At 68.9% G+C, this 22,823-nt stretch carries 22 protein-coding genes; 15 read left to right on the top strand and 7 right to left on the bottom strand.

The window, feature by feature from the left end:
* Positions 1-95: 95 nt before the first annotated feature.
* On the bottom strand, positions 96-1,565 hold the full coding sequence (locus E7V67_013845) for an iron-containing redox enzyme family protein (GenBank protein ID WUR16136.1): 1,470 nt from the start codon (positions 1,563-1,565) through the stop codon (positions 96-98).
* A gap of 261 nt (positions 1,566-1,826) precedes the next feature.
* Here E7V67_013845 and E7V67_013840 point away from each other — a divergent pair, with 261 nt between their 5' ends.
* From E7V67_013840 to E7V67_013830, 3 genes are read left to right on the top strand one after another with little or no spacing between them, the layout of a single operon-like run.
* Positions 1,827-2,717 carry a HEAT repeat domain-containing protein gene (locus tag E7V67_013840; protein ID WUR16135.1) on the top strand — a complete coding sequence of 297 codons (891 nt, stop codon included), beginning with the start codon at positions 1,827-1,829 and terminating at the stop codon, positions 2,715-2,717.
* On the top strand, positions 2,711-3,619 hold the full coding sequence (locus tag E7V67_013835) for a hypothetical protein (GenBank protein WUR16134.1): 909 nt from the start codon (positions 2,711-2,713) through the stop codon (positions 3,617-3,619). The genes E7V67_013840 and E7V67_013835 overlap by 7 nt, the downstream gene beginning before the upstream one ends.
* A complete protein-coding gene (locus E7V67_013830) occupies positions 3,616-3,747 on the top strand; it encodes a hypothetical protein (GenBank protein WUR16133.1) in 132 nt (43 codons plus the stop codon). Before E7V67_013835 ends, E7V67_013830 begins: the two co-directional genes overlap by 4 nt.
* 13 nt (positions 3,748-3,760) lie before the next feature.
* On the opposite strand, the gene E7V67_013825 is transcribed toward E7V67_013830, so the two are convergent.
* Positions 3,761-4,849: a flavodoxin family protein gene (locus E7V67_013825; protein ID WUR16132.1), complete on the bottom strand. Its 1,089-nt coding sequence runs from the start codon at positions 4,847-4,849 to the stop codon at positions 3,761-3,763.
* 255 nt (positions 4,850-5,104) lie between these two features.
* Here E7V67_013825 and E7V67_013820 point away from each other — a divergent pair, with 255 nt between their 5' ends.
* The 3 genes from E7V67_013820 to E7V67_013810 all read left to right on the top strand — a co-directional run bounded on the left by E7V67_013820 (position 5,105) and on the right by E7V67_013810 (position 7,837).
* The gene (locus E7V67_013820; GenBank protein WUR16280.1) at positions 5,105-6,430 is read left to right on the top strand and encodes an ATP-binding protein; all 1,326 of its coding nucleotides are present in this window, start codon (positions 5,105-5,107) and stop codon (positions 6,428-6,430) included.
* Positions 6,427-7,410 (top strand): response regulator, encoded by a 984-nt coding sequence (locus E7V67_013815; GenBank protein WUR16131.1) that lies wholly within the window; start codon positions 6,427-6,429, stop codon positions 7,408-7,410. Before E7V67_013820 ends, E7V67_013815 begins: the two co-directional genes overlap by 4 nt.
* Positions 7,411-7,492: 82 nt before the next feature.
* On the top strand, positions 7,493-7,837 hold the full coding sequence (locus E7V67_013810; GenBank protein WUR16130.1) for a hypothetical protein: 345 nt from the start codon (positions 7,493-7,495) through the stop codon (positions 7,835-7,837).
* A 43-nt stretch (positions 7,838-7,880) separates the two neighbouring features.
* Here E7V67_013810 and E7V67_013805 read toward each other — a convergent pair whose 3' ends face one another.
* Entirely contained in the window at positions 7,881-10,346 is a 2,466-nt protein-coding gene (locus E7V67_013805) for an ABC transporter permease (GenBank protein ID WUR16129.1), read from the bottom strand.
* 230 nt (positions 10,347-10,576) lie between these two features.
* Between E7V67_013805 and E7V67_013800 the strand changes: the two genes are divergently transcribed.
* Together E7V67_013800 and E7V67_013795 are read left to right on the top strand one after the other, a co-directional pair.
* Positions 10,577-11,356, top strand: a complete 780-nt coding sequence (locus tag E7V67_013800; GenBank protein WUR16128.1) for a DNA/RNA non-specific endonuclease — start codon at positions 10,577-10,579, stop codon at positions 11,354-11,356.
* Positions 11,357-11,368: 12 nt separating this feature from the next.
* A complete protein-coding gene (locus tag E7V67_013795) occupies positions 11,369-11,626 on the top strand; it encodes a hypothetical protein (GenBank protein ID WUR16127.1) in 258 nt (85 codons plus the stop codon).
* Between the two features lie 3 nt (positions 11,627-11,629).
* On the opposite strand, the gene E7V67_013790 is transcribed toward E7V67_013795, so the two are convergent.
* Both E7V67_013790 and E7V67_013785 read right to left on the bottom strand, forming a co-directional pair.
* Positions 11,630-12,208 carry a hypothetical protein gene (locus E7V67_013790; protein ID WUR16126.1) on the bottom strand — a complete coding sequence of 193 codons (579 nt, stop codon included), beginning with the start codon at positions 12,206-12,208 and terminating at the stop codon, positions 11,630-11,632.
* Between the two features lie 124 nt (positions 12,209-12,332).
* Entirely contained in the window at positions 12,333-12,905 is a 573-nt protein-coding gene (locus E7V67_013785; GenBank protein ID WUR16125.1) for an XRE family transcriptional regulator, read from the bottom strand.
* A 192-nt stretch (positions 12,906-13,097) separates the two neighbouring features.
* On the opposite strand from E7V67_013785, the gene kbl reads away from it, so the two are divergent.
* From kbl to E7V67_013750, 7 genes are all read left to right on the top strand, one after another.
* Positions 13,098-14,303, top strand: coding sequence for a glycine C-acetyltransferase (gene kbl, locus E7V67_013780; protein ID WUR16124.1), 1,206 nt, complete (start codon positions 13,098-13,100; stop codon positions 14,301-14,303).
* Between the two features lie 30 nt (positions 14,304-14,333).
* Complete coding sequence (locus E7V67_013775; GenBank protein ID WUR16123.1) at positions 14,334-15,308, top strand: NAD-dependent epimerase/dehydratase family protein; 975 nt, start codon at positions 14,334-14,336, stop codon at positions 15,306-15,308.
* Positions 15,309-15,347: 39 nt separating this feature from the next.
* Positions 15,348-16,727, top strand: coding sequence for an L-serine ammonia-lyase (locus tag E7V67_013770; GenBank protein ID WUR16122.1), 1,380 nt, complete (start codon positions 15,348-15,350; stop codon positions 16,725-16,727).
* A gap of 190 nt (positions 16,728-16,917) precedes the next feature.
* Positions 16,918-18,390, top strand: coding sequence for a threonine synthase (gene thrC / locus E7V67_013765; GenBank protein ID WUR16121.1), 1,473 nt, complete (start codon positions 16,918-16,920; stop codon positions 18,388-18,390).
* A complete protein-coding gene (locus E7V67_013760; protein WUR16120.1) occupies positions 18,390-19,595 on the top strand; it encodes a molybdopterin molybdotransferase MoeA in 1,206 nt (401 codons plus the stop codon). Before thrC ends, E7V67_013760 begins: the two co-directional genes overlap by 1 nt.
* Before the next feature lies 1 nt (position 19,596).
* On the top strand, positions 19,597-19,854 hold the full coding sequence (gene moaD, locus E7V67_013755; protein ID WUR16119.1) for a molybdopterin converting factor subunit 1: 258 nt from the start codon (positions 19,597-19,599) through the stop codon (positions 19,852-19,854).
* 123 nt (positions 19,855-19,977) lie between these two features.
* On the top strand, positions 19,978-21,219 hold the full coding sequence (locus E7V67_013750) for a TIGR03862 family flavoprotein (GenBank protein ID WUR16118.1): 1,242 nt from the start codon (positions 19,978-19,980) through the stop codon (positions 21,217-21,219).
* A gap of 1 nt (position 21,220) precedes the next feature.
* Here E7V67_013750 and E7V67_013745 read toward each other — a convergent pair whose 3' ends face one another.
* Together E7V67_013745 and E7V67_013740 are read right to left on the bottom strand one after the other, a co-directional pair.
* Complete coding sequence (locus tag E7V67_013745; GenBank protein ID WUR16117.1) at positions 21,221-22,033, bottom strand: head GIN domain-containing protein; 813 nt, start codon at positions 22,031-22,033, stop codon at positions 21,221-21,223.
* Positions 22,034-22,035: 2 nt separating this feature from the next.
* Positions 22,036-22,815, bottom strand: a complete 780-nt coding sequence (locus E7V67_013740) for a DUF1700 domain-containing protein (protein WUR16116.1) — start codon at positions 22,813-22,815, stop codon at positions 22,036-22,038.
* Between the last annotated feature and the right edge of the window lie 8 nt (positions 22,816-22,823).

Here is a 22,823-nt window from a genome sequence, read left to right as displayed (position 1 = left end):
TTGACGAAAAAACCGGCAGGGCCGGCAAGGGTGCCGCGCGCGGCGCGGCGACAGGTTCGTGGCAAGGCCCGGGCGGCAACGCCGCCCCGTATGGTTCAGCCGTACAGGCGACTGAACACGCGCGTGGCCATCAGGCCAGCGGAGGTGTGGTGCCGGTCGGGCGCCATCAGGCCCACCAGCAGGTCCATCGCTTCATCCTTGCTGGCCGTGGCCGCCAGGCGCGCTTCCAGCAGCCGCAGTTCGCAGCCGATGGTTTCCCACGCATGCTCGTCTTCCGGGAAGCGATAGCGGATCAGGCCACGCGGCGCGCCGCTGCGCGGGGCCGTGCCCTGGTTGAGCGACTCCATGCTGCGCAGCATGGCGCGATGGCTCAGCACGCGCGGCGCGGCCGTCGCCGTTTCGCTGGCGGCCTGCTGGGCGCCGGCGCGGGGCGTGGCGATCCAGTCCTGCAGCAGCTGCTGTTCGTACGGGCTGAACACGCCGAACATCTCGGCGCGCTCGCCGTGGATCAGTTTCCAGAAGCGGCTGTTCTCGGCCGGCTCGCCGCGGCGGATCCAGCCCTGGGCCTCCAGCTTTTCCAGGAACTGTGGAATCTGGGCGGGCTCGGCCAGCCAGTCGTTGACGGTGCGGCCCGCCACGCGGCAGTAGTCCGAGTGCATGTTCTTGCCGACCGTGGCTTTCGCGGCCAGCATCGCCACCGTCTCGCGCTCCAGGTCGAACGAAGCGATGGCCTGGGTGGTGCCGACGCCCAGGTCGTTCAGGCGGAAGCCGGCGGCCACGCGGCGCAGGAAGTCGGCGGCGTCGCCGACGCGCGGCATGATCTGCTTCAGGCTTTCCAGCGCGGTGTGGGCGTGGCCGGTGGCGGCGTTGTCCACCGTGACGTGCAGGGTGAAGTAGTACGGATCGATGCCCAGTTCATTGAGCTCGTAGGACGTGATGAGCAGGTGCAGCGGCAGCTGCTCGTAGCCCAGGTTATAGCCGATCAGCTCCGGCAGGAAGCTTTCCGCGCTCTGCGCCAATGCCAGCTGTATGGCACCCTGCGTGAAGTGCGTGTCCGCCAGGTCCTGCCAGTGCTCGCAGCCGTGCTGCGCCAGCAGCTTACGGTAGATCAGCACGTGGTTCTTGTCGGGCACGCCGTTGCCCAGTTCCTCCAGGTAGATGCGGATCAGCGGGCGGAAGTCCTCATCGTCCCAGCGCTGCAGCACGCCGTACAGCCAGGCACCGTCCACCAGCTTGGTCGGCGCCACGGCCTTCAGGAAGTACAGCGCCTGCGCCTTGGTGTGGAAATAGCGGCGCGGCGCGCCAGCCTTGCGCTCGGCCAGGTAAGTCCGGTACTCGCTGCCCACCGCATCCGTGTGGCGGGCGATCCAGCCGGCCATCTCGTCCAGCGAGTCGGGCAGGTCGGACGGCAGCGCCGCGGCTTCGGCCAGCCGCGCCTCCAGGTAGCGCGCGGCGAGCGGGCGATCTTCCATCAACGCGAGACGGTCGTACACGGGCTTGGCGGCATCGGTGCCGAGGGTGGGCGCGCTGGCGCTGGGGCACTGGGCGAGGGCGGTCGTTTGCATGAGGTCTCTTATCTGTCCGGGCCGCGCCGCAACGGGGCGCAGCGTTGTCATCCATATAACGAGTATGCTGGCCTGTCACGATGCTGAGTAGCAGCACTCATCCCGTTGCCTTGTAAGAAAGGGATTACATGGGCCGGAGTTTGCCGCTTTTTCTACGGGACAATGACGCGGCGCAAGATGAACGTCGATTGCGCGAGATCAGCCAGCGCCGCCGGCCGGCTCCTAAACTGCCTCGGCAACCCGCCAAGCAAGGAGCCAAAGATGAGCACTCCCATCGTGATGCAATGGGCGCCGGATCCCATCCGCGCGTTCGTCCGGCAGGCGCAGGCTGCCCTGCAGCTGCATGGCCCCGGCCAACTCGCCAGCCTGGCAGAACCGATGCGAGCATTGTTTGCCCGACCTGGACTGCTGGAAGAGCTGATGGATCGTTACCTGAGGCGCGTCCTGACTGGCGCCATGCATGGCGGCGATCCCTGCGTCCAGGTCGACATGCTGTTGCTGTGCCATACGCCAGCGCTGTCGCTGCGGGTCATCAAGGACCGGGCCGACGTCACGTCGCTGGCACGGGAGCCATGGCGCGATACGCTGGTGAACTATCCGTCCAACACGCTGGTCATGGTGCGTGGCGGCGGCCCGGTCACGGTGGACTGGTTCTGCCTGGCGCCTGGTGCCTCGTTCGACGTCTTCGACGCCACGCTGGCCATCCGCCAAGACGGCACGGAACGCTACGTCGACGGCAGCGTGATCCATGTCGACGCGCGCCATCGCTTCCCCGTGCTGCCGGAAGGGCAGGGCGTGACGTGGATCGCGCTGGCCAGCGCACCGGTGAATGCGCAGATCGTTTCGTTCCACCGCGAGACCCTGCGCCCGCTCGGGGCCAGCATGGCATCCGAGGATCATTCCGTGCTGTGCGTGATGCTGGAACTGCTCGAGCCGGGTACGCCCGACTATCCGCTGGACGCGGTAGTGGACCTGACAAGACATCCCGACCATCACGTGCGCTGGGCTGCCGTGGCCGCATTGGGGCGCCACGACGGCGCTGCCGCGCTCGCCATCGTCCGGTCGCTCGCGGCCGGCGACAGCCACCGTTTCGTGCGCACGGCCGCCCGGCGCACGCTGGACCGCCTGGCTGGGACGGAGGTCGTATGCTGATCCGATGCTTCGACAAGCGCGGCGCCAGCCCCGGCGTGATGGCCCTGCTGGAGCAGGCCCGGCGCGAAGTGGACCCGCGCGAACCCCGATCGCTGATGGTGCTGGCCGCACCGCTGCACGCGCTGGCGGGCGACCGCTCCCTGCTGCAGCGTTGCATCCGGCATGGCCTGGCCAACCGCGGCCACGGGCCGACGCATTTCTACAGTTCGCAGTCGTGCCACGTGGCCAGCGCGGGACCGTTTGCCATCCGCATCAACCTGTGGCCGTTGCTGCCGGCCGACCCGCGCCGGCGCGCCATCCTGGCCGACGTGCTGTCGTATTTCGACTACCACGACCATAACTTTTCCTTCATCACGGCGAACTACGCGGGGCCCGGCTACGAGACGGATCTGTACAGCTACGAGGCCGCACAGGTGACGGGCTACCCGGGTGAGTCCGTCGCGCTGACGTACCAGGGCCGCCACACGCTGGACGCGCGCACCGTGCTGCTGTTCGAGGCCGGCAAGGACGTGCACCGGCAGCTGCCGCCGGCCGCGCCGTCGGCCTCGCTCAACCTGATGCTGACCCCGCCGGATGCCGGCCTGAGCAACCAGTTCTATTTCGACGTCGAGCGGGGCGTCATCCGCGACTATGTCGCCTCGGTCTCGCACAAGCGGGTCGACGCGCTGGGCTTCGCGCGTCACTGGCATGGCGAGCACACGCCGGCACTGCTGCGGCGGATCGCCGAGAGCCATCCGTGCAGTCGCACCCGGGTCGCGGCCGGCGAAGTGCTGGCGGCGCTGCCCGGCAGCACCGCGCCGGGCGCCGCCACCCGTGCGCGCATGCTGCGCGATCCGCTGGCGCGTGCCCTGTGGCAGGGCGCGGCAACCATCCACTCAACCACTGAAGAGGAGGCATCATGAAGACACTGGACGTCGTCGCCCTGGAGTTCACGGCCGACATGGCGGGCGCGCTTGAGGAGACCAAGGTCAGCATCAAGGTGCTGACCAGCGTGATTCGCGAGATCGCCAGCATCGTCAGCTGGTGGTAGCCGATGGCCGCGGCTATTTCGGCCGCGGCTTGCGCAGGTGCCGGTCGGCCTGGGGTGCCCGGCCCGCGCGCAGGTCCTGGACCGCCTGCGCGAGCGCGCGGGCGGCGTTGCGTACCTCTTCCTGCAGGTCCGCATCCTCGTCGAGGCTGCGGTGACTGTCCGCATACGACTCGTAATAGCCCACGTAGCGGTCGAAGGCGCCCTGCGGGCTGGCCTTGACGAGGCCCATCCAGTCCAGCCAGTCGCACAGGTTGCGGCGCTGGCTCTCGATGCCCGCCACGTCGCCATGCACCACCACGCCGTAGGCGCGCCCGGCCAGGTGCTTCGGGTAGTCCCAGCCGGCCAGCTCCAGCGCCTTCGCTTCGGCGGCCTTCTTGCCGTGCGTGCTGGACGGATCGGGATTGCCGCCGTCGGCGCAGACCAGGCGGTCGATCATCAGCTTCAGCGGCGCGGGCGACTGGTACCAGTAGGTCGGCGCCACGATCAGCACGCCATGCGCCGCCACCCAGCGCTCGTAGATCTCGTTCATCCAGTCGTTCACCTGGTTCAGGCTGTGGTTCGGATAGCAGCTGCACGGCCAGTGGCACAGCGGCATCGCCGTCGAGGCGCAGCCCTTGCAGGGGTGGATGTGGTGCGCGTAGGTGGACGTGACGAGGCTGAGGTCGAGCACGTCGGCCTGCACGCCGCTGGTCTCCAGCGCCGTGCGGGCCCATTCGACCATGCGATAGCTCTTCGACATCTCGCCAGGACAGGTGCCGTCGTTGCGCGACGAGCCGCAGATCAGCAGCACCCGGGCGGGCGTGCGCGGGTCCTTCTGGGCCGCTTCCGCCGCCAGCAGCCGGTCGCGTGCCGCTTTCCATTCGACCGACAGGTCGTATGCCGGGTCGGCAAAGCCGGCACCGGCCTTCTGCGTGACGGGCGCCTTGCGGCTGTCCTGGTAATTCTGCCAGGCGACTTCTTCCAGCCGTGCGATATCCTCGCGGAGGGGCTCGTAGCGGGGATCGCTGAAGTTGGCCACGAATTTCAGGTGGAATTCGTTGCGCGCCAGCTTGCCGGGCGCCTGGCCGGTACGCACCTCGGGTGCGGTCTTGTCGTGTGTCATGCGTTTCTCCAGGGTTTGGCCCGACTGTCGCACTGCCGTCGCGGGCGTTCTGTTCGTTGGCGTACCCAAGCGCGGGCGCTGTCGGTACAGCGGTAATATTGCCGTCGCAAATTGCAGTTACGATCACAGCCATGTACACTCGGCATCATTTATGCAAGTCTTACGCTATCCATCCGCACGCTATCGTTTTCCGCTGTTCGCATGTCCACCGCCGCCCTGAACCGCCCGCCGCGCCGGCGCAGCTATGCGCAGGACATGCGCGGCCATCACCTGACCTCCAGCCGCGCCTGCGCGGTGACCGTGGCGGTCCTGATCCTGGCCGGCGCGGTGCTGGACTACGCCCTGTACCCGCAATTGATGACGACCTTCGCCATCGCGCGTGTGCTGGCGGCCGCCGGTGTCCTGGCCGGTCTGGCGCTGTTGTATACACGCTTCGGCCGCCGCCACGTGCACGTGATCACGTTCGTCTGGCTGACGTTCCCGCAGCTGATGATCGCCTGGATGATCCACGTATCGCAGGGTGAGGCGTCGCTGTTCTATGCCGGCATCATCCTGACGATCTTCGCCGTCGGTACGCTGTTCCCGGTCGGCTATCTGTATACCCTGGCGTTCGGCCTGCTGACGTTGCTGCTGTACTGGCTCGCTTGCGTTACCCGGCCGGGCGGCATCGCGGCGCCCAGCCAGCTGTTGTTCCACGGCACGATCGTCGCGTTCGCCGTGGTCGGCAGCACCGTCTACACCTATTTCAACGAACAGGGCCGGCGCCTGCTGTTCTCGCTGAAGGACGAGCTGGCGCGCAAGAACGGCGAGCTGGAGCGCAGCAACCGCCACCTGGCCGCCATCAAGGGTCAGCTGGTGCAGCAGGAAAAGATGGCCGCTCTGGGCACGCTCTCGGCCGGCCTGCTGCACGAGGTCAACAACCCGGTCAACTACTGCATGCTGGCACTCGACCTGGCGCTGGAGGACCCGGCCGCGCGCAGCAGCGCGCACCTGGCCGAATGCCTGACCGACGCGCGCCAGGGCATGGCGCGCGTGCAGGCCATCGTGTCGGACCTGAAGACGTTCGCCTATCGCGGCGATGGCACCGCGCCCGACGGCCGGTTCCGCTTCGCCGCCGCGCTGGACACGGCCATCCGGCTGGCGCGGCACGAGTTGCGCGCCGCCGGCAACGTGGCGCTGCGCCGCGATATCGACGACATGGCCTGCGTGCGCGGCGACGAGGCGGCCATCGTCGGCGTGCTGATCAACCTCCTGAGCAATGCCGGTCATGCGTTGCGCGCGGGCGCCGTGCCGGCACCGGAGATCGTCATTGCCGCCACCCCGGCGAACGGCCGGCTGCACGTGACGGTCTCCGACAACGGTCCCGGCATCGCCCCCGAGCACCTGGGCCGGCTGTTCGAGCCGTTCTTCACGACCCGCGAGGTCGGCCAGGGGCTGGGCCTGGGATTGGCGATCTGCTACAGCGTGGTGCGGCGCCACGGTGGCCACCTGAGCGCCGAGAGCGTGCCCGGCCTCTGGACGCGCTTTTGCTTCGACCTGCCGCTGGCCGACGCCCAACCTCCCGCACAGGCCCCCACATGAACGCGATCGACAAAGCACCCGCCGGCACGCTGCCGCTCATCCTGTACGTGGACGACGAGGAAGGCGCGCGCAAGTACTTCCAGCGCGCGCTGCAGAGCCAGGCCACGGTGCTGACGGCGGCCTCGGTCGACGAAGGCAAGACGCTGCTGACCCAACATGGGGATGCGATCTCGGTGCTGGTGTCGGACCAGCGCATGCCGGGCGCGAACGGCAACGCGCTGCTGTTCCACGCGTGGGAGCGCCACCCGCAGATCGTGCGGGTGCTGACGACGGCCTATTCGGAACTGGCCCAGACCATCGAGGCCGTCAACCAGGGCCGCATCCACCGTTACCTGCCCAAGCCGTGGGACATCACGACCTTGCGGCTGGAGATGAAGCAGGCCGCCGACCTGGCCAGCCTGCGCCGGCGCCACGACCGCCTGCTGGGCGAAAAGCTGGCGTCGCGCCGGCGCGAAGTGCTGGCCAACCGCATCGGCCTGTTGTATGGCCTGTGCCTGGCCGACGGCCCGCAGGGCGCGGCGCTGGACGCCTACCTGTCCGGCGCTTTGTGCGCGCGCGTGGCCGCCGCGCCAGCCTGGCTGCTGGACGACTACGCCCAACTGGCCAGCGCGGACGCCTGCCGCGCGGCCGGGCTGGCGCGGGCCGTGCGCGGTCATGTCGCCGCGCTGGATGCGCGCGGCGCCGCGCCGGCGCAAGCTCTGGCGCTGCTGGCGGAGGTGTTCGGCAGCACGTGCCATCTCAACCGCGATGGCGCCGTCGTGCTGTCGGAGCCGGCCGTGCTGGCCGAATACCTGGACGGCAGCCCTGACGCCGCCGTCTCGAGCCGCCACGCGGCCTGGCTGGCCTTGCTGCTCTTTCTCGCCCGGCGTGGCACCGGCGTGCTGTTGACCAGCAGCGCGGCCGGCGTGCAATGCCGGCTGGCCGGCGCCGGCGACCCGCCCACGCGTGCCGCGCTGGCCAGCTGGATCGCCCGCTTCTGAGGGGCGGCGCGACAGTCGTGCGCCGCGGCGCCGGTGGCTTCGCTAACATCGTTGGCAAGACATCAACCACGAGGAGGTCGTCATGCCACGCGGAGCCAGCCCGAAACGGGAAAAGGAATACGAGAAGCTCGAAAAGCAGTTCGAGAAGGAAGGCCGCTACAAGGGGCGCGAGGAGGAAGTCGCCGCGCGCATCGTGAACAAGCAGCGCAAGCAGTTCGGCGAAACCAAGAACGCCAAGGCCAAGGACCGCGCCGGCGCCTCGCCGGATCGCAACGTGCCGATCGCGAACTACGAGCACCTGACGGTGCCGCAGGTACGCAGCGCGCTGGCCGACCTGACGGCGGCGCAGCGCAAGAAGGTGCGCACGTACGAGACGGCGCACAAGAACCGCAAGGGGGTGCTGGAAGCGCTGGACCGCTTGCATTGAGCCGGCGCCGGGGTCTGTCCCCAAAGGGGACCGACCCCGCAGTTCACCCCCGCAGCGCCGCCGCCGGCACCAACCTCATCGCCACCCACGCATGCCGCGCCGCGGCCAGCGCCGCCACCAGCAGGGTGCCGCCCAAGGCCGCCGCCAGGGTCCAGCCGCCGATCGGCGCCCGCTCCACGAAGCCGGACAGGTAACGCTCGATCGCCAGCGCCGCCAGCGGCAGGGCCAGCAGCGCCGCCGGCAACAGCAGGCCACCCACCTCGCGCGCCACCAGCCAACCGATCTGCGGCCGACGCGCGCCGTACAGCTTGCGCAGCACGATCTCGCCGGTGCGCCGCTGTACCGTGTGTGCGGCCAGCGCATAGGTGCCGAAGGCGGCGATCCCCAGCGCCACCAGGGTGGCGGCCCCCAGCAGGCGGCCCATGCGCTGGTCGTCCGCATAGCCCGCCGCCAGCACGGCGCCGGCCGGCTGGATCTTCGGCAGCGCGGCCGGGAAATAGGTCGGCCACAGCGCCCGCACCTCGCGCTCCACCCGTGCGACGGCGCCCGGGTCGGCGCCGTCGCGCACCCGCACGCTGAGGGTGGGCTGGGCCGCCCTCAGCGTGTAGGCGACCGGGCGGGCCGGCTCGCGCAAGGAGCGCAAGCGCAGTTCCGGCGCGATGCCGACCACCCGCTTCTGTTGCACCTTGCCGTCGAACTGCGGGAACAGCACCACTTGGCCGACGGCGCCGGCCGGATCGGCGAAGCCGAGGGCGCGCGCGGCCACCGCGTTCAGGACCAGCGGCATGGCGTCGTCGTCGCGGTCGCGGCGCGGATCGAACAGCCGGCCGTGCAGCGCGCGCATGCCGTACACCTCGAAAAACGCCGCGCTGATGGGGCGCATGTCCATCGACGCGCTGGCGCCGCCGGGCCGCTTCATTTCCGCCATCCAGGCCGCGTTCTGGCGACCCACGGCATCCTGGCTCACAGCCACGCCCTGCACTGCGGGTAACGCCGCGACGGCGGTGGCGAAGCCGCGTGCCGGCGGCTCGTTCCAGTCCGGTTCCGGCATGTCCACCACCAGCAGCGGTGCCGGATCGAAGCCGGGCGGCGCCGTCATCGCGAACGCGGCCTGCCAGGCGATCGCCAGCGCCACGGCGCCGAACGCCATGGCGCTGGCGAGCTGCAACATCGTCAGGGCGCGCCGCCAGCGTGCGCCGGCGGCCGACTCGGTGCCGGCGCGGCCGGCCAGCACCTGGCGCGGCGGCACGCGCAGCGCGGTCCAGGCGGGATACACGGCCGTCGCCAGGCCCAGCATGCAGCCCAGCAGCATTGCCGCCGCCAGGTTCGCCCAGGTCACGATGGTGCCCAGGTCGCGATTCATCAGGGTGCTGAACAGCGGCAACGCCAGCCAGGCCAGCAGCAGGCCGCAGGCTGTCGCGAGCAGGGCCACCAGCACCGATTCGGCCAGGAACTGCAGCGCGATGCGCGCTGGCGGGGCGCCCAGCGCCTTGCGCAGCGCCACTTCGCGCTGGCGCCGCAGCACGCGAACCGTGGCCAGGTTGACGTAGTTGCAGGCGGCCAGCGCCAGGATCAGCAGGGCGATGCCGGCCAGCGCCCCGACGGTGACCGGGTCGGCCCGTTCGCCCGGCTGGGCGATGTGGTTGGCGGCGACGTCGCGGTCGAAGTAGGCCTCGCGCAGCGGCGCCAGCTCGATCTCCAGCGCGCGCCGGCCAGCCAGGCGTGCCTTCACTTCGGCCGGATAATCGTGCAGCACGGCGGCGCCGTCGGCGGCCGCCTGCAACGCGGCCGCGACGCCCTGCGGTCGCGTGCCGGGGGCCAGGCGCAGCAGCATCTTGCCCCACCAGCCGGATGCGCCATCCATCGCGCGCGCGAATGCCGGGTCCATGACGACGGAACCGACGCCGACCAGCGCCTGGAACGGGATCGTCGTCGGCCCGTTGGCCGGGACGATGGCGCCCACCCGCATCAGCTTGCCCTGGACTTCCAGCGTGCGACCCAGTGCCGGCCCGGTGCCGAACAGCCGGCGCGCACCGTCCGCCGTCAGCACCAGCTGGTCGGGGCGTGCCAGCGTACCGGCCACGTCGCCGGCCAGCGCGCGCAGGCCCAGCGTCTGCGCGAAGCCGGCCATCACGGCCAGTCCGGGCAGCTCCTGCATGCGCCCGTCCACCCGCATCGACAGGCCGGCGCCGTTCGGACGTGCCGGCACGAAGGCGGTGGCCGAGGTCACGCCCGGCGTCGCCGCCGCCACGCCGCGCAGCAGCAGCGGGCCCTGGTCGAACCAGGGGCTGGCGGGATCGATATTGTTGCGCAGCTTGACGACGTACAGTGCATCGACGTCGGCGATCGCCGCGTTGTACTGCCAGGCATGGCGCACGTAGCCCAGCAACAGCAGGCACGCGGCCAGGCCGATGCCCAGGCCGAGGATGGCGATGGCGGCGTACGCGGGCTCCGCCAGCAGGGCGCGCCAGGCCAGGCGCAGGTCTCCGGTGATGTTCTTGTCGTTCATTGGGGTCCCAGTATGGAGAATGCGGATAGGGCTTGCAAGGCTGGGAAGATTGCAATATGCGTGCCAATGGCATGGGGCCGTGCCCGCGCGCCTGGCGGTGCAGATTGTGCGCACCGCGCTGTGTATAAGAGACAGGTCCGGAACCGGACAGCCACTGTGCGGGCCGGGACAGCTCGCGTGGCGGCGCCCGCTCGGCTAGAATGCGCACCTGTCTTTCATGAACGAAGTCGATGCAACGTATATTGAAGCTTCACCTGGCGGCCGTGTTGACCGCCGGCCTGTTGTGCGGCGGCGCGCAGGCCTCGCAGATCTGCCCCCAGCACTACGTCGACGGCCAGTCGCCGCAGATCGTCAACGACAAGATGGCGCGTGCCACGCGCGAGCTGTGCTACAACGTGTTCGGCATCATGCACTCCGGCGTGACGCGCACGCCGCTGTGGTCCGCCGAGCACCTGACCGCGCACAATCTCGCGGCGGCCGAGGACCTGTCGCGCGAGAACTCCTTCCACCCCGAGCTGCGGCTGCCGGCCGCGCAGCGCGCCGAACTGGCCGACTATGCCCGCAGCGGTTTCGATCGCGGCCACATGGCGCCGAACGGCGACATGCCGGACCGTGCCAGCCAGTACCAGAGCTTCACCCTGGCGAATATGGTGCCGCAGGACGCGGACAACAACCGCCACATCTGGGCGGGCATCGAACAGACCGTGCGCAAGATGGCGAAGAAGGAGGGCGACCTGTACGTCATCACCGGTCCCGCCTTCCTCGGCGGCGAGCTGCGCAAGGTCGGCAACGTGCTGGTGCCCAGCCACCTGTACAAGGCCGTGTGGAGCCCGCGCCAGCGCGCCGGCGGCGCCTGGTTCGTCGCCAACGAGGCCGATGCGCGCGTTCAGACGATGACGATCGCCCAACTGGAAAGCAGGATCGGCATCAATCTGCTACCGTCGCTGTCGGCACGGCAGAAAGAGGAGATGCTGCGGCTGCCGAAGACGGGAAAACGCAAGGGCTCGTAACCAGGAGGAAGCATGGGCAAGAAGGAGTTCAAACCGTACGACAACGAGGCCGACGTGCTGCAGGTGGGCGGCCTGACGATCGAGAACCGCCTCGACCGCATCACGATCGACGGCGACATCGACCTGACGATGGACCAGGCGGGACTGCGCCATGCGCGCGAACTGTACCAGTTGCTGGGCGCCGCGGTGGCCCGGCTGGAGGCACAGCGCGAGCTGCCCGAGCGGCTGCCGGCGCCACAGGTGACGAAAGCCGCCAATCCGTTCGAGTAAGGTTTACAGCATGCGCGTGACGTACGCCTCGCGCAGCGCGCGCCAGCCCAGCCGGTCCTCGATGAGGCGGCGGTAACGCGTGTCGATATGGGCCGGCGTGCGGCGGATGTAGTGTTCCGCCGCCGCCCGCTCGTCCCCCGTGCGGGTCGCCAGCCAGTGCAGCACCTCCTGCGCGCTGGGCATGCGCCCGTCGTGCTGGCAAAAGCGCGCCGGCAGCGCCGTCCAGACCACGGCGTCGATGCCGTGGGCGCGGCGCCAGGCGTCGATGGTCGCCGCCATTGCGTCGCCAGCGCGCGTCGCCGCGGTCACCGTGCCGACCCAGTCCGGCCGCGCCGGCGTGATCTTTTCCCGCTCGCGCAGCATGGCGCGGGCTGTCTCGACGTCGGCCGTCGCGAGCCAGGCCCAGTAAGTGGGGCAAATCCCGGCGCCGGGGCACAACGCCAGCGCCAGTTCCGGCGTGTCCTCGCTGACGCGGGCGAATTCCAGCGGCAGGCGCGGGCCGTCCGGATGCCAACCGGAGGCAAGTTTCAACGGCCCGGGCTTCCACAGCAGCGAGCCCCAGGCAATGACGGCGATCTTCATGGTCGGGATAGCGCAATCAAAACCGCAGTGTAGCTGAGACCCAAAGGGACAGGCACGCATATGCGGGTCAAAGATCCGCATATGCGTGCCTGTCCCTGGGGCATCGGGTTCTGCCGTGCTACCGCTACCGGTGGATCACGACGAGCAGCGCCTTAGCCTCCGCCTTGCCCGGATTGCGGATCGCGTGCGGCAGGTCGGCCGGATAGCGCGCCGTGCCGCCCAGCTTGACCTTCTTCTTCTGCGTTCCCACTTCCAGCTCCATCGAGCCGTGCAGCACCGTCAGGTGCTCGGTCGTCCCCGGATCGTGCGGCTGCGACACCAGTTCGCCGCCCGGCGCCAGCGTCAGTTCATACCACTCGTGGCGCCCCGCCAGCTCCATCGGCCCGAGGATGCGCAGCACGTAGCCGGCATGGTGGCCGGGCAGGGTGGGCGTCTCGTGCGCTTCCAGCACGCGGATCGTGTCGACCGCCGGCTGCTCGTCGGACAGCAGTTCGCCGATGGGTACCCCGAGCGCATTGGCCAGCCGCCAGGTGATCGCGATGGTGGGATTGGCTTTTTCCCGTTCGATCTGCGACAGCATCGACTTCGACACCCCGGCGATGCGCGACAGGTCCTCCAGCGTCAGGCCGCGCGCCAGGCGCAGGCGCTGCAGGGCCGCGCCCACCTCGGGTGGTGCATTATTGACAAGGGCTTTCATGAGTGAATAGTTGCTTGCAAATTCAAATATGTTTATGTACGATTCAGTATATTGAATTTGCGTTCAAGATAGTGAACTCCGGAGAAAATATCGAAAAGGAAGCAAACTTCGATACCCTGTTTTCCGCAAGTCACGGTACAACATAGGGCGCGGGTGGTCAAGCCGCCGGCCTCCATCAACGTCGAGGAAACCATGAGCGAACAAGCCAAGAATGCCTTCTACAGCGGCCTGCAACAGAAACTCGATGCGCTGCGCGAACAGGGGTTGTACAAGCCCGAGCGCGTGCTGGCATCGCGCCAGGGCGCCGCGGTGACGAGCGAGGACGGCCGCACCCTGATCAATATGTGCGCCAACAACTACCTCGGCCTGTCAGGGCAGGAATGGGTCGCCCAGGCTTCGATCGACGCGACGGAGAAATACGGCTACGGCCTGTCGTCGGTGCGCTTCATCTGCGGCACCCAGACCGTGCACAAGGAACTGGAACGGGCGATCTCGCAATTCCTGGGCACTGAGGACACGATCCTGTACGCGGCCGCCTTCGACGCCAACGGCGGCGTGTTCGAACCGCTGTTCGACGAGAACGACGCGATCATCTCGGACGCCCTGAACCACGCCTCGATCATCGACGGCATCCGCCTGTGCAAGGCCGCGCGCTACCGCTACGCGCACAACGACATGGCCGACCTGGAAGCGCAGCTGCAGGCGGCTGCCGGCAAGCGCAACAAGATCATCGTGACGGACGGCGTGTTCTCGATGGACGGCACGATCGCCCAACTCGACAAGATTGTCGCGCTGGCGGAGCGCCATGGCGCGCTGGTGATGATCGACGAGTGCCACGCGTCCGGCTTCATGGGCAAGACCGGCCGCGGCACCCACGAGCACCACGACGTGGTCGGCAAGATCGACATCATCACCGGCACCCTGGGCAAGGCGCTGGGCGGCGCGATGGGCGGCTTCACGTCCGGCCGCAAGGAAGTGATCGACACGCTGCGCCAGAAGTCGCGCCCCTACCTGTTCTCGAACACGCTGGCGCCCTCGATCGCCGGCGCCTCGCTGGAAGTGCTGAAGCGCCTGTCCGCGTCGACCGAGCTGCGCGACCGCCTGCACGAGAACACGGCGTACTTCCGCCAGGAGATCGAACGCCTGGGCTTCACCATCAAGCCGGGCACGCATCCGGTCGTGCCGGTGATGCTGTTCGACGCGCCGGTGGCGCAGAAATTCGCGGCCCGCATGTTCGAACTGGGCGTGCTGCTGTCCGGCTTCTTCTACCCGGTCGTGCCGATGGGGCAGGCGCGCGTGCGCGTGCAGCTGTCCGCCGCGCACACCCGCGAACAGCTGGACAAGGTACTGGCCGCGTTCGCGCAGGCCGGCAAGGAACTCGGCATCATCAAGGCATAAATCACAGCTCGACTGGAAAGAACAAAAACGATGGAACGTATCCTGGTAATCGGCGCCAATGGCCAGATCGGCAGCGAACTGGTGGAAGCGCTGGCCGCGCAGCACGGCGCGCACAATGTGTTCGCCACCGACATATCTCCCAACAACCTGTACAACGCCGCCCAGTACCAGGTGCTGAACGTGCTGGACGAGGAAGCGCTGGCCCAGCTGGTGTCGTCGCAGGACATCACGCAGGTGTACCAGCTGGCGGCGATGCTGTCGGCGACCGGCGAGGCGGCCCCGCTGCGTGCGTGGAAACTGAACATGGACGGCCTGCTGAACGTGCTGGAAGTGGCGCGCGAGCGCGGCGAGGCGGGCAAGCCGCTCAAGGTGTTCTGGCCATCCTCGATCGCCGCGTTCGGCCCGAACACGCCGGCCGTCGAGACACCGCAGCTGACGGTGATGGACCCGACCACGATCTACGGCATCAGCAAGCTGGCCGGCGAGCGCCTGTGCGAGTACTATCACCTGAAGTACGGCGTGGACGTGCGCAGCATCCGCTACCCCGGCATCATCAGCTACAAGTCGCCACCGGGCGGCGGCACCACCGACTACGCGATCGCGATCTTCCACGCCGCGCTGCGCGGCGAGCGCTACGAGTGCTTCCTGGGCCCGCAGACGACGCTGCCGATGATCTACATGCCGGACGCGATCCGCGCCACCATCGAGCTGATGGACGCACCGGCGGAAAAGGTGAAGATCCGCTCGTCGTACAACGTGGCGGGCGTCTCGTTCAGCCCCGAGCAGCTGGCCGCCGCGATCCGGCGCGAGGTGCCGGGCTTCGAGATCGCCTACCAGCCGGACAGCCGCCAGGCCATCGCCGACAGCTGGCCGCAAAGCCTGGACGACGAGGAGGCGCGCGTGCACTGGGGCTGGCAGGCCCGCGTCGGCATCGACGAGATGGTGCGCGACATGCTGGCCAATATCGCGCTGGTCAATGATCTCAAGGTCGGCGAGCCCGCCTGAGCGCGACGAATCACCACTACACTATAAAAGAGACACCAGATGGACATGAGCGTTTTCGACCTATTCAAGATCGGCATCGGGCCGTCTTCGTCCCACACCGTCGGCCCGATGGTGGCGGCGCGGCGCTTCCTCGTCGAGAACGCGCCGCTGGACGACGTCGCCAGCGTCACCGCCGAGTTGTACGGCTCGCTGGCGCTGACGGGCGTGGGCCACGCCACCGACAAGGCGGTGATCCTGGGTCTGATGGGCGAGACGCCGCAGGACGTCGATCCGGAGCGGGTCGAGCGCATGCTGGCCGCGGCCGAGGAAGCGGGTGAGCTGCGCCTGCTGGGCGAGAAGGCGGTACCGTTCACGCGCCGGGCCAATCTGGTGTTCCACAATACCGAGAACCTGCCGGAGCATCCGAACGGCATGCGCTTCGTGCTGCGCCGCGCCGACGGCAGCACCACGTCCAAGGTGTATTACTCCGTCGGCGGCGGGTTCATCCGCGCCGAAGGCGAGGGCGCCGCGGTCGCCGAGCAGCCCGCGGCCGCCGTGCCATACCCGTTCGACACGATGGCGGACCTGCTGGCGCACGGCGAACGCACGGGTCTGACGATTCCGCACATGCTGCGCGCGAACGAGCTGGCGCGCATCGGCGAGGCCGAGCTGGACGCGGGCCTGGATCGCATCTGGAACGTCATGCGCAGCTGTATCGCGCATGGTCTGGAGACGTCCGGCCAGTTGCCGGGCGGGCTGAACGTCAAGCGCCGCGCCGCGGCGCTGTGGCGCCAGGCCCAGGGTGCCGACCGCGCCAACGAGCTGCCGCACGACGCCTTGAATGGCGTCAGCCTGTACGCGATGGCCGTCAACGAGGAAAACGCGGCGGGCGGCCGGGTCGTCACGGCGCCCACCAATGGCGCCGCCGGCATCATTCCCGCCGTGCTGAAATACTATGCGGAGGACTGCAAGCCGCTCGACCCGGTCAGCGGCGTGCGTGTGTTTCTGCTGACGGCGGCCGCCATCGGCATGCTGTGCAAGCGCAACGCGTCGATCTCCGGCGCGGAGATCGGCTGCCAGGGCGAGGTGGGCGTGGCCTGTGCGATGGCCGCCGCCGGCCTGGTGGCGGCGCTGGGCGGCTCGAACGCGCAGATCGAGAACGCGGCGGAAATCGGCATCGAACACCACCTGGGCATGACCTGCGACCCGATCGGCGGCCTGGTGCAGATCCCCTGCATCGAGCGCAACGGCATGGGCGCGGTCAAGGCCATCACGGCCGCGTCGTTGTCACTCAAGGGCGACGGCACCCACTTCGTCAGCCTGGACGAAGTGATCGAAACGATGCGCCAGACCGGCGCCGACATGCAGGCCAAGTATAAGGAGACCTCGCTGGGCGGGCTGGCCATTCACGTGGTGACCGTCAACCACGCCGCTTGCTGAACCGAAGAAGCCGGCGGCTTCAAACCCGCCGGTGACAGGCACCTGTTTGCGGGTCGGAGACCCGCAAACAGGTGCCTGTCACCATGGGTCTTGGCCAGCATATTATTCAGATAATTGCCAGAATCTACGCAGAATGTCCGGTGGCACTATAATAGTCTTCCCCATCGCAGCCTAACCGGATTTCTGAACCATGCATTACGTGTCCACCCGCGCCGACGCATCGGCCGCATCCTCCGCCGCACAATTTTCCGACATTCTCCTGGGCGGCCTGGCTCCCGACGGCGGGCTGTACCTGCCGGCCGAGTACCCGCAAGTGACGTCCGCCGAGCTCGATGCCTGGCGCAAGCTGTCGTATGCCGATCTCGCCATCGAGATTTTGAAGAAGTTCGCGACCGACATCCCCGAGGCGGACCTGACCGCGCTGGCGCGCAAGACCTATACGCCCGAGGTGTACCGCAATGCGCGCCCGGACGAAAGCGCGGCCGACATCACGCCGCTGCGCACGCTGGAAGAAGAGGGCGGCAGGAAGCTGGTGCTGCAGGCGCTGTCGAACGGCCCCACGCTGGCGTTCAAGGACATGGCGATGCAGCTCCTGGGCAACCTGTTCGAGTACGCGCTGGCCAAGCAGGATGCGCAGCTGAACATCTTCGGCGCCACCTCCGGCGACACGGGCAGCGCGGCCGAATACGCGATGCGCGGCAAGCGCGGCGTGAAAGTCTTCATGCTGTCGCCGCACAAGAAGATGAGCGCATTCCAGACGGCGCAGATGTTCTCGCTGCAGGACCCGAACATCTTCAATATCGCGGTGGAAGGGGTGTTCGACGACTGCCAGGACCTGGTCAAGGCCGTCTCGAACGACCTGGACTTCAAGGCGCGCCACAAGATCGGCACCGTCAATTCGATCAACTGGGCGCGCGTGGTGGCGCAGGTGGTGTACTACTTCCGCGGCTATCTGGCAGCGACCACGTCGAACGACCAGAAAGTGTCGTTCACCGTCCCGTCGGGGAACTTCGGCAATATCTGCGCCGGCCATATCGCCCGCATGATGGGCCTGCCGATCGACAAGCTGGTGGTCGCCACCAACGAGAACGACGTGCTGGACGAATTCTTCCGCAGCGGCGTCTACCGCGTGCGCAAGTCGGCCGAGACGCACCATACCAGCAGCCCGTCGATGGACATCAGCAAGGCCTCCAATTTCGAGCGCTTCGTCTACGACCTGGTGGGCCGTGACCCGGCCCGTGTACGGGCGCTGTTCGCGAAAGTGGAGACCGACGGCGGCTTCGACCTGTCCGGCAAGGCGGGCAGCGACGGCGACGAGTTCACGAAAGTGGCGCAGTACGGCTTCAAGTCCGGCAAGTCGACGCACCAGGACCGCGTGCAGACCATCCGCGACGTCGCCGACGACTACGGCATCGTCATCGACACCCACACGGCGGACGGCATCAAGGTCGCCAAGGAGCACCTGGAAGAGGGCGTGCCGATGATCGTGCTGGAGACGGCGCTGGCGGCCAAGTTCAACGAAACCATCCTGGAAGCGCTGGGCGAGGATGCCGAGCGCCCGGCCGGCTTCGAGGACATCGAGGCACTGCCGCAGAAGTTCACCGTGATGCCACCGGACGTGGACAAGATGAAGGCGTACATCGCCGCCAATACGGGGCTGTGATGGCGGGCGCACCGATGCTGACCGTGCAGCAGGCGCTCGACACGCTGCTGGCCGCCGCGCGCCCCGTCGCCGAGGTGGAGCGCGTCGCCACGCTGAAGGCCAACGGCCGCGTGCTGGCGGCCGACCAGGTCTCGACCCTGGACGTACCGGGCTTCGACAACACGCAGATGGACGGCTATGCCGTGCGCGCGGCCGATTGCGCCAGCGGTGCGGCCACCTTGCCGGTCTCGCAGCGCATTCCGGCCGGCCACGTGGGTGCGCCGCTGCAGCCGGGAACCGCCGCGCGCATCTTCACGGGTGCCTTCATTCCGGAAGGGGCGGATGCCGTCGTCATGCAGGAGCAGTGCGAAGCCGCCGACGGCAGCGTCACGATCCGCCACGTGCCCCAGCCGGGCGACTGGATCCGCCGCCGCGGCGAGGACATCACCGCCGGCAGCGCGATCCTGCGCGCCGGCACCCGGCTGCGCAGCCAGGAACTGGGTCTGGCGGCATCGGTCGGCCTGGCCGAGCTGCCGGTGTGGCGCAAGCTGCGCGTGGCCGTGTTCTTCACCGGCGACGAGCTGACCATGCCGGGCGAGCCGCTGGCACCGGGCGGCATCTACAATTCGAACCGCTTCACCTTGCGCGCGCTGCTGGAAAACCTGGGCTGCGAGATCGCCGATTTCGGCATCGTGCCCGATTCGCTGGTCGCCACCCGCGCCGTGCTGCGCGAGGCGGCCGACGTGAGTGACCTGATCATCACGTCCGGCGGCGTCTCGGTCGGCGAGGAAGACCACATCAAGCCGGCGGTGGAAGCGGAAGGGAAGCTGAACATGTGGCAGATCGCCGTCAAGCCGGGCAAGCCGCTGGCGTTCGGCGAGGTCGGCCAGGCTTTCTTCCTCGGCTTGCCGGGTAATCCGGTGTCCAGCTTCGTGACGTTCCTGCTGTTCGTGCGGCCGTTCCTGCTGCGCCTGCAGGGCGCCGAGGTGCCAGCGCCGCAGCCTTACCTGCTGCGCGCCGATTTCGCGTACAAGGGCGACCGCCGCAACGAGTTCCTGCGCGCGCGCCGCAACGCGGCCGGTGGCCTGGACCTGTTCCCGAACCAGAGCTCGGGCGTGCTCACCTCCACCGTGTGGGGTGAGGGCCTGATCGACAACCCGGCCGGCCAGGCCATCGCGGCGGGCGACATCGTCCGTTTCATTCCCTTCAACGACTTGTTGTACTGAGATGCGCATCCACCTGAAATTCTTCGCCAGCGTGCGCGAGACCGTCGGCACCGGCGCCGAGACCATCGACGTGCCGGCCGACGTCACTACCGTGGGCGCGCTGCGGGCCTTGCTGATCGCGCGCGGCGAGCCGTGGGCGGGGGCGCTGGCCGAGGGCCGGGCGCTGCGCATGGCCTGCAATCAGCGCATGTGCGATGCGCAGACGGCGCTGGTGGATGGTGCCGAGGTGGCGTTCTTCCCGCCGGTGACGGGCGGGTGACGTAGCCACGGCGGCGCAAGGGAGCCCCCCGCGAACAGGTGCCTGCCAGCACGGGTTCGGCGGAGCGGCGTAAACTTCGGGGACAGTCCCCATGCTCACGCCGGCGGTTACAATACCGCCCCTATGAACACCCACACCAATCCACGCCCCGTCGTCGCCATCGTCGGCGGCGGCCCCGCCGGGCTGATGGCGGCCGAGACCGTCGCCGCCGCCGGCACCTGCGAGATCCACGTCTACGACGCGATGGCCTCCAGCGGGCGCAAGTTCCTGCTGGCGGGCCGCGGCGGCATGAACATCACGCACGCCGAGCCCTACGATCAATTCGTCACCCGCTACGGCGCCCGTGCCGGCGTGCTGCGGCCGATGCTGGACGCGTTCGGCCCGGATGCCGTGCGGGCCTGGGTGCACGGTCTCGGCGTGGAAACCTTCGTCGGCACCTCGAACCGCGTGTTCCCCACCGAGATGAAGGCCGCGCCGCTGCTGCGCGCCTGGCTGCACCGGCTGCGCGAAACGGGCGTGCACCTGCACCAGCGGCACCGCTGGAGCGGCTGGCAGGACGGTGCGCTGCGCTTCGACACGCCGGCCGGCACGACGCTGGTGCGCGCCGACGCGACGATCCTGGCCCTGGGTGGCGCCAGCTGGGCGCGGCTGGGCTCGGACGGCGCCTGGGTGCCGCTGCTGGCCGGGCGCGGCATCGCGGTGGCGCCGCTGCGGCCGTCCAACTGCGGCTTCGACGTCGGCTGGAGCGCGCATTTCGCCAGCCGCCATGCCGGCCAGCCGCTGACGACGGTGGCCGCCACCTGGAGCGACGACACCGGGCGGCGCGTACGCAAGCAGGGCCAGTTCGTCGTCACGGCCACGGGAGTCGAGGGCAGCCTGATCTACGCCATGTCGGCCCCGATGCGCGACGCCATCGCGGCGCACGGCAGCGCGACGATCGAACTGGACCTGCTGCCCGACCTGTCGCACGAGCGCGTGCTGGACCAGGTGACCCGGCCGCGCGGCAGCCGCTCCATGGCCTCGCACCTGCAGGGCCGGCTGCACATCAAGGGCGTCAAGGCCGGGCTGCTGCACGAGTGCCTGAGCAAGGAGGCCTACCACGATCCGGTGCGGCTGGCGGCCGGACTGAAGGCGCTGCCGCTGACGCTGCGCGCGCCGCGGCCCATCGACGAGGCGATCAGCAGCGCCGGCGGCGTGCGTTTCGAGGCGCTGGAGGGCACCATGCTGCGCGCGCTGCCGGGCGTGTTCGTGGCGGGCGAGATGCTCGATTGGGAAGCGCCGACCGGCGGCTACCTGCTGACGGCCTGCCTGGCCAGCGGCGTCGCGGCCGGGCGCGAGGTGACACGCTGGCTGGCGCGCGGCTGATCTACTCGAAATCCACCGAGCCCGAGCCGGTGCGGCTGACGACCCGCTCGTCGGGATTGCCATAGACGGTCGCGTCGCCGCTGCCGGCGACCGACACCACGGCCGACTTGCGCGCGAACGCGCGGGTCGAGCCGGAGCCGTGGATCTTGACGATGGCGTCGTCGCACGCCATGTGCTCGGCGTCGATATCGCCGGAGCCCGAGATCCCGGCGGACAGCTTGCGGCAGCTGCCGGAGCTGGCGATGGTGCCGGATCCGACCATCTCGAGCTCGACGTCCTCGCTGTTGCCGGCCTTGACGTCGAGCGTGCCCGAGCCGCGCACGGCCGCCTTGACATGGCGGTAGCGGCCATTGAAGGACAGGCTGCCGGAGCCGTTCATGGCCAGTTGCAGGCGCTCGCCGGAGAAGCCCTGCACGCTGCTGTCGCCGTTGCCGCGTACCGTGACCTCGGCCAGCGAGGGCAGTTCCAGCTCCACCTGCAGCGGGCGCCGGTGGTGGAACACCATGCCGGTCGTGCCGATGCGCAGCGTGCCGCCCTCCTGCTGCGTCACCACATTGCCCAGCAGGCGCTGCTCGCCGCGTACCTTCAGCTTCGGCACGCCGCCCTGGCGCACGGTCAGGTCGATCGGGCCTTCCAGGTCGATGGCGCGGATGCCGTTGCCGATCTCGCGCGTCTCGGTACGCGTGACGCGGCCGGCGGTGCTGGAGGGGTTGGCGACGCCCTGGGCGCGCAGCATGCTGTACGACACGCCGACCAGCACGAAGGCCAGTGCCAGCAGCGACAGCGCGATCTTGACGAGGGTTCGCAAGCGCATCTTCAGCGTCCTCGCAACAGGGAATAATTCATTTGCACGTAGCGCTTCAGGCCGAGGCCCGTGTAGCGCGTGACGACCAGCGACAGCAGGAACAGGCCGATGCCGCTCAGGATCATGGCCCCGCCCAGCGTGGTCTGGGCAGCCCGTGACGAACCCTCGCGGTCGATGGCGATGCGTACGCTGCCGTCCGCCATGGCCTCGGCGCTGTCCAGGATGCGCTCGGAGCGGCTGGCCCCTTCGTGGCGGCCCGCCACCGCTTCCTGTTCGACCTGGATGCCGCCGTCGCCGATCGAGATGCGGGTCTGCACGGGGTTGTCGCCGTCGTCATCGGTCGAGAAACCGACCAGGTTGTGCAGCGGCCCGGCCAGGACGATCTCGTTGGCGCCCGCCAGGCCGCTGGCCGTGATGGCGATGCCGCTGACGTAGACGCTGGCCGAGGCGATGTAGAGCGCCATCAGCAGCGCCGCAAAGACGGCGGCCGGCACCACCATGAACAGGTTGAACACGGCCAGGCCCGCGAACGACACCGCCATGCGCAGGGCGCTGGCCGGCGCCTTGCGCGACTCCAGCGTGGCCATGTGCGCGTTGGCGCGCAGCGTCATGGCGATCCGGCGCGGCTCGTCCAGCTCCGCCGCCACCTCGGCCTCGCTGCGCCCGACGGTCAGGCCGTCGATGAAGCGCTGCTCGTAGTAGGCCAGCGTGCGCGCCACGTTTTCCGCCGGCAGGCCGGCCAGCGCCTTGCGCAGTGCGTCGAGGTAGTCCTGCTTGCCCATGGCCGTCATCCGCGCGC

The sequence above is a fragment of the [Empedobacter] haloabium genome, assembly GCA_008011715.2.
GTDB classification, from domain to species: domain Bacteria; phylum Pseudomonadota; class Gammaproteobacteria; order Burkholderiales; family Burkholderiaceae_D; genus Rugamonas; species Rugamonas haloabia.
Note: the sequence above shows the minus strand (reverse complement) of the source record. Positions and strands in the feature narration are given on the sequence as shown.

Bases quoted from the DNA above. Each gene is read 5' to 3' on its own strand.
- thrC (WUR16121.1), top strand. From the start codon at position 16,918: ATGCATTACGTGTCCACCCGCGCCGACGCATCGGCCGCATCCTCCGCC.
- E7V67_013830 (WUR16133.1), top strand. From the start codon at position 3,616: ATGAAGACACTGGACGTCGTCGCCCTGGAGTTCACGGCCGACATGGCG.
- moaD (WUR16119.1), top strand. From the start codon at position 19,597: ATGCGCATCCACCTGAAATTCTTCGCCAGCGTGCGCGAGACCGTCGGC.
- E7V67_013740 (WUR16116.1), bottom strand. From the start codon at position 22,815: ATGACGGCCATGGGCAAGCAGGACTACCTCGACGCACTGCGCAAGGCG.
- E7V67_013785 (WUR16125.1), bottom strand. From the start codon at position 12,905: ATGAAAGCCCTTGTCAATAATGCACCACCCGAGGTGGGCGCGGCCCTG.
- E7V67_013800 (WUR16128.1), top strand. From the start codon at position 10,577: ATGCAACGTATATTGAAGCTTCACCTGGCGGCCGTGTTGACCGCCGGC.
- E7V67_013760 (WUR16120.1), top strand. From the start codon at position 18,390: ATGGCGGGCGCACCGATGCTGACCGTGCAGCAGGCGCTCGACACGCTG.
- E7V67_013750 (WUR16118.1), top strand. From the start codon at position 19,978: ATGAACACCCACACCAATCCACGCCCCGTCGTCGCCATCGTCGGCGGC.
- E7V67_013770 (WUR16122.1), top strand. From the start codon at position 15,348: ATGGACATGAGCGTTTTCGACCTATTCAAGATCGGCATCGGGCCGTCT.
- E7V67_013820 (WUR16280.1), top strand. From the start codon at position 5,105: ATGCGCGGCCATCACCTGACCTCCAGCCGCGCCTGCGCGGTGACCGTG.
- E7V67_013840 (WUR16135.1), top strand. From the start codon at position 1,827: ATGAGCACTCCCATCGTGATGCAATGGGCGCCGGATCCCATCCGCGCG.
- E7V67_013835 (WUR16134.1), top strand. From the start codon at position 2,711: ATGCTGATCCGATGCTTCGACAAGCGCGGCGCCAGCCCCGGCGTGATG.
- E7V67_013795 (WUR16127.1), top strand. From the start codon at position 11,369: ATGGGCAAGAAGGAGTTCAAACCGTACGACAACGAGGCCGACGTGCTG.
- E7V67_013845 (WUR16136.1), bottom strand. From the start codon at position 1,565: ATGCAAACGACCGCCCTCGCCCAGTGCCCCAGCGCCAGCGCGCCCACC.
- E7V67_013775 (WUR16123.1), top strand. From the start codon at position 14,334: ATGGAACGTATCCTGGTAATCGGCGCCAATGGCCAGATCGGCAGCGAA.
- kbl (WUR16124.1), top strand. From the start codon at position 13,098: ATGAGCGAACAAGCCAAGAATGCCTTCTACAGCGGCCTGCAACAGAAA.
- E7V67_013805 (WUR16129.1), bottom strand. From the start codon at position 10,346: ATGAACGACAAGAACATCACCGGAGACCTGCGCCTGGCCTGGCGCGCC.
- E7V67_013790 (WUR16126.1), bottom strand. From the start codon at position 12,208: ATGAAGATCGCCGTCATTGCCTGGGGCTCGCTGCTGTGGAAGCCCGGG.
- E7V67_013810 (WUR16130.1), top strand. From the start codon at position 7,493: ATGCCACGCGGAGCCAGCCCGAAACGGGAAAAGGAATACGAGAAGCTC.
- E7V67_013815 (WUR16131.1), top strand. From the start codon at position 6,427: ATGAACGCGATCGACAAAGCACCCGCCGGCACGCTGCCGCTCATCCTG.
- E7V67_013745 (WUR16117.1), bottom strand. From the start codon at position 22,033: ATGCGCTTGCGAACCCTCGTCAAGATCGCGCTGTCGCTGCTGGCACTG.
- E7V67_013825 (WUR16132.1), bottom strand. From the start codon at position 4,849: ATGACACACGACAAGACCGCACCCGAGGTGCGTACCGGCCAGGCGCCC.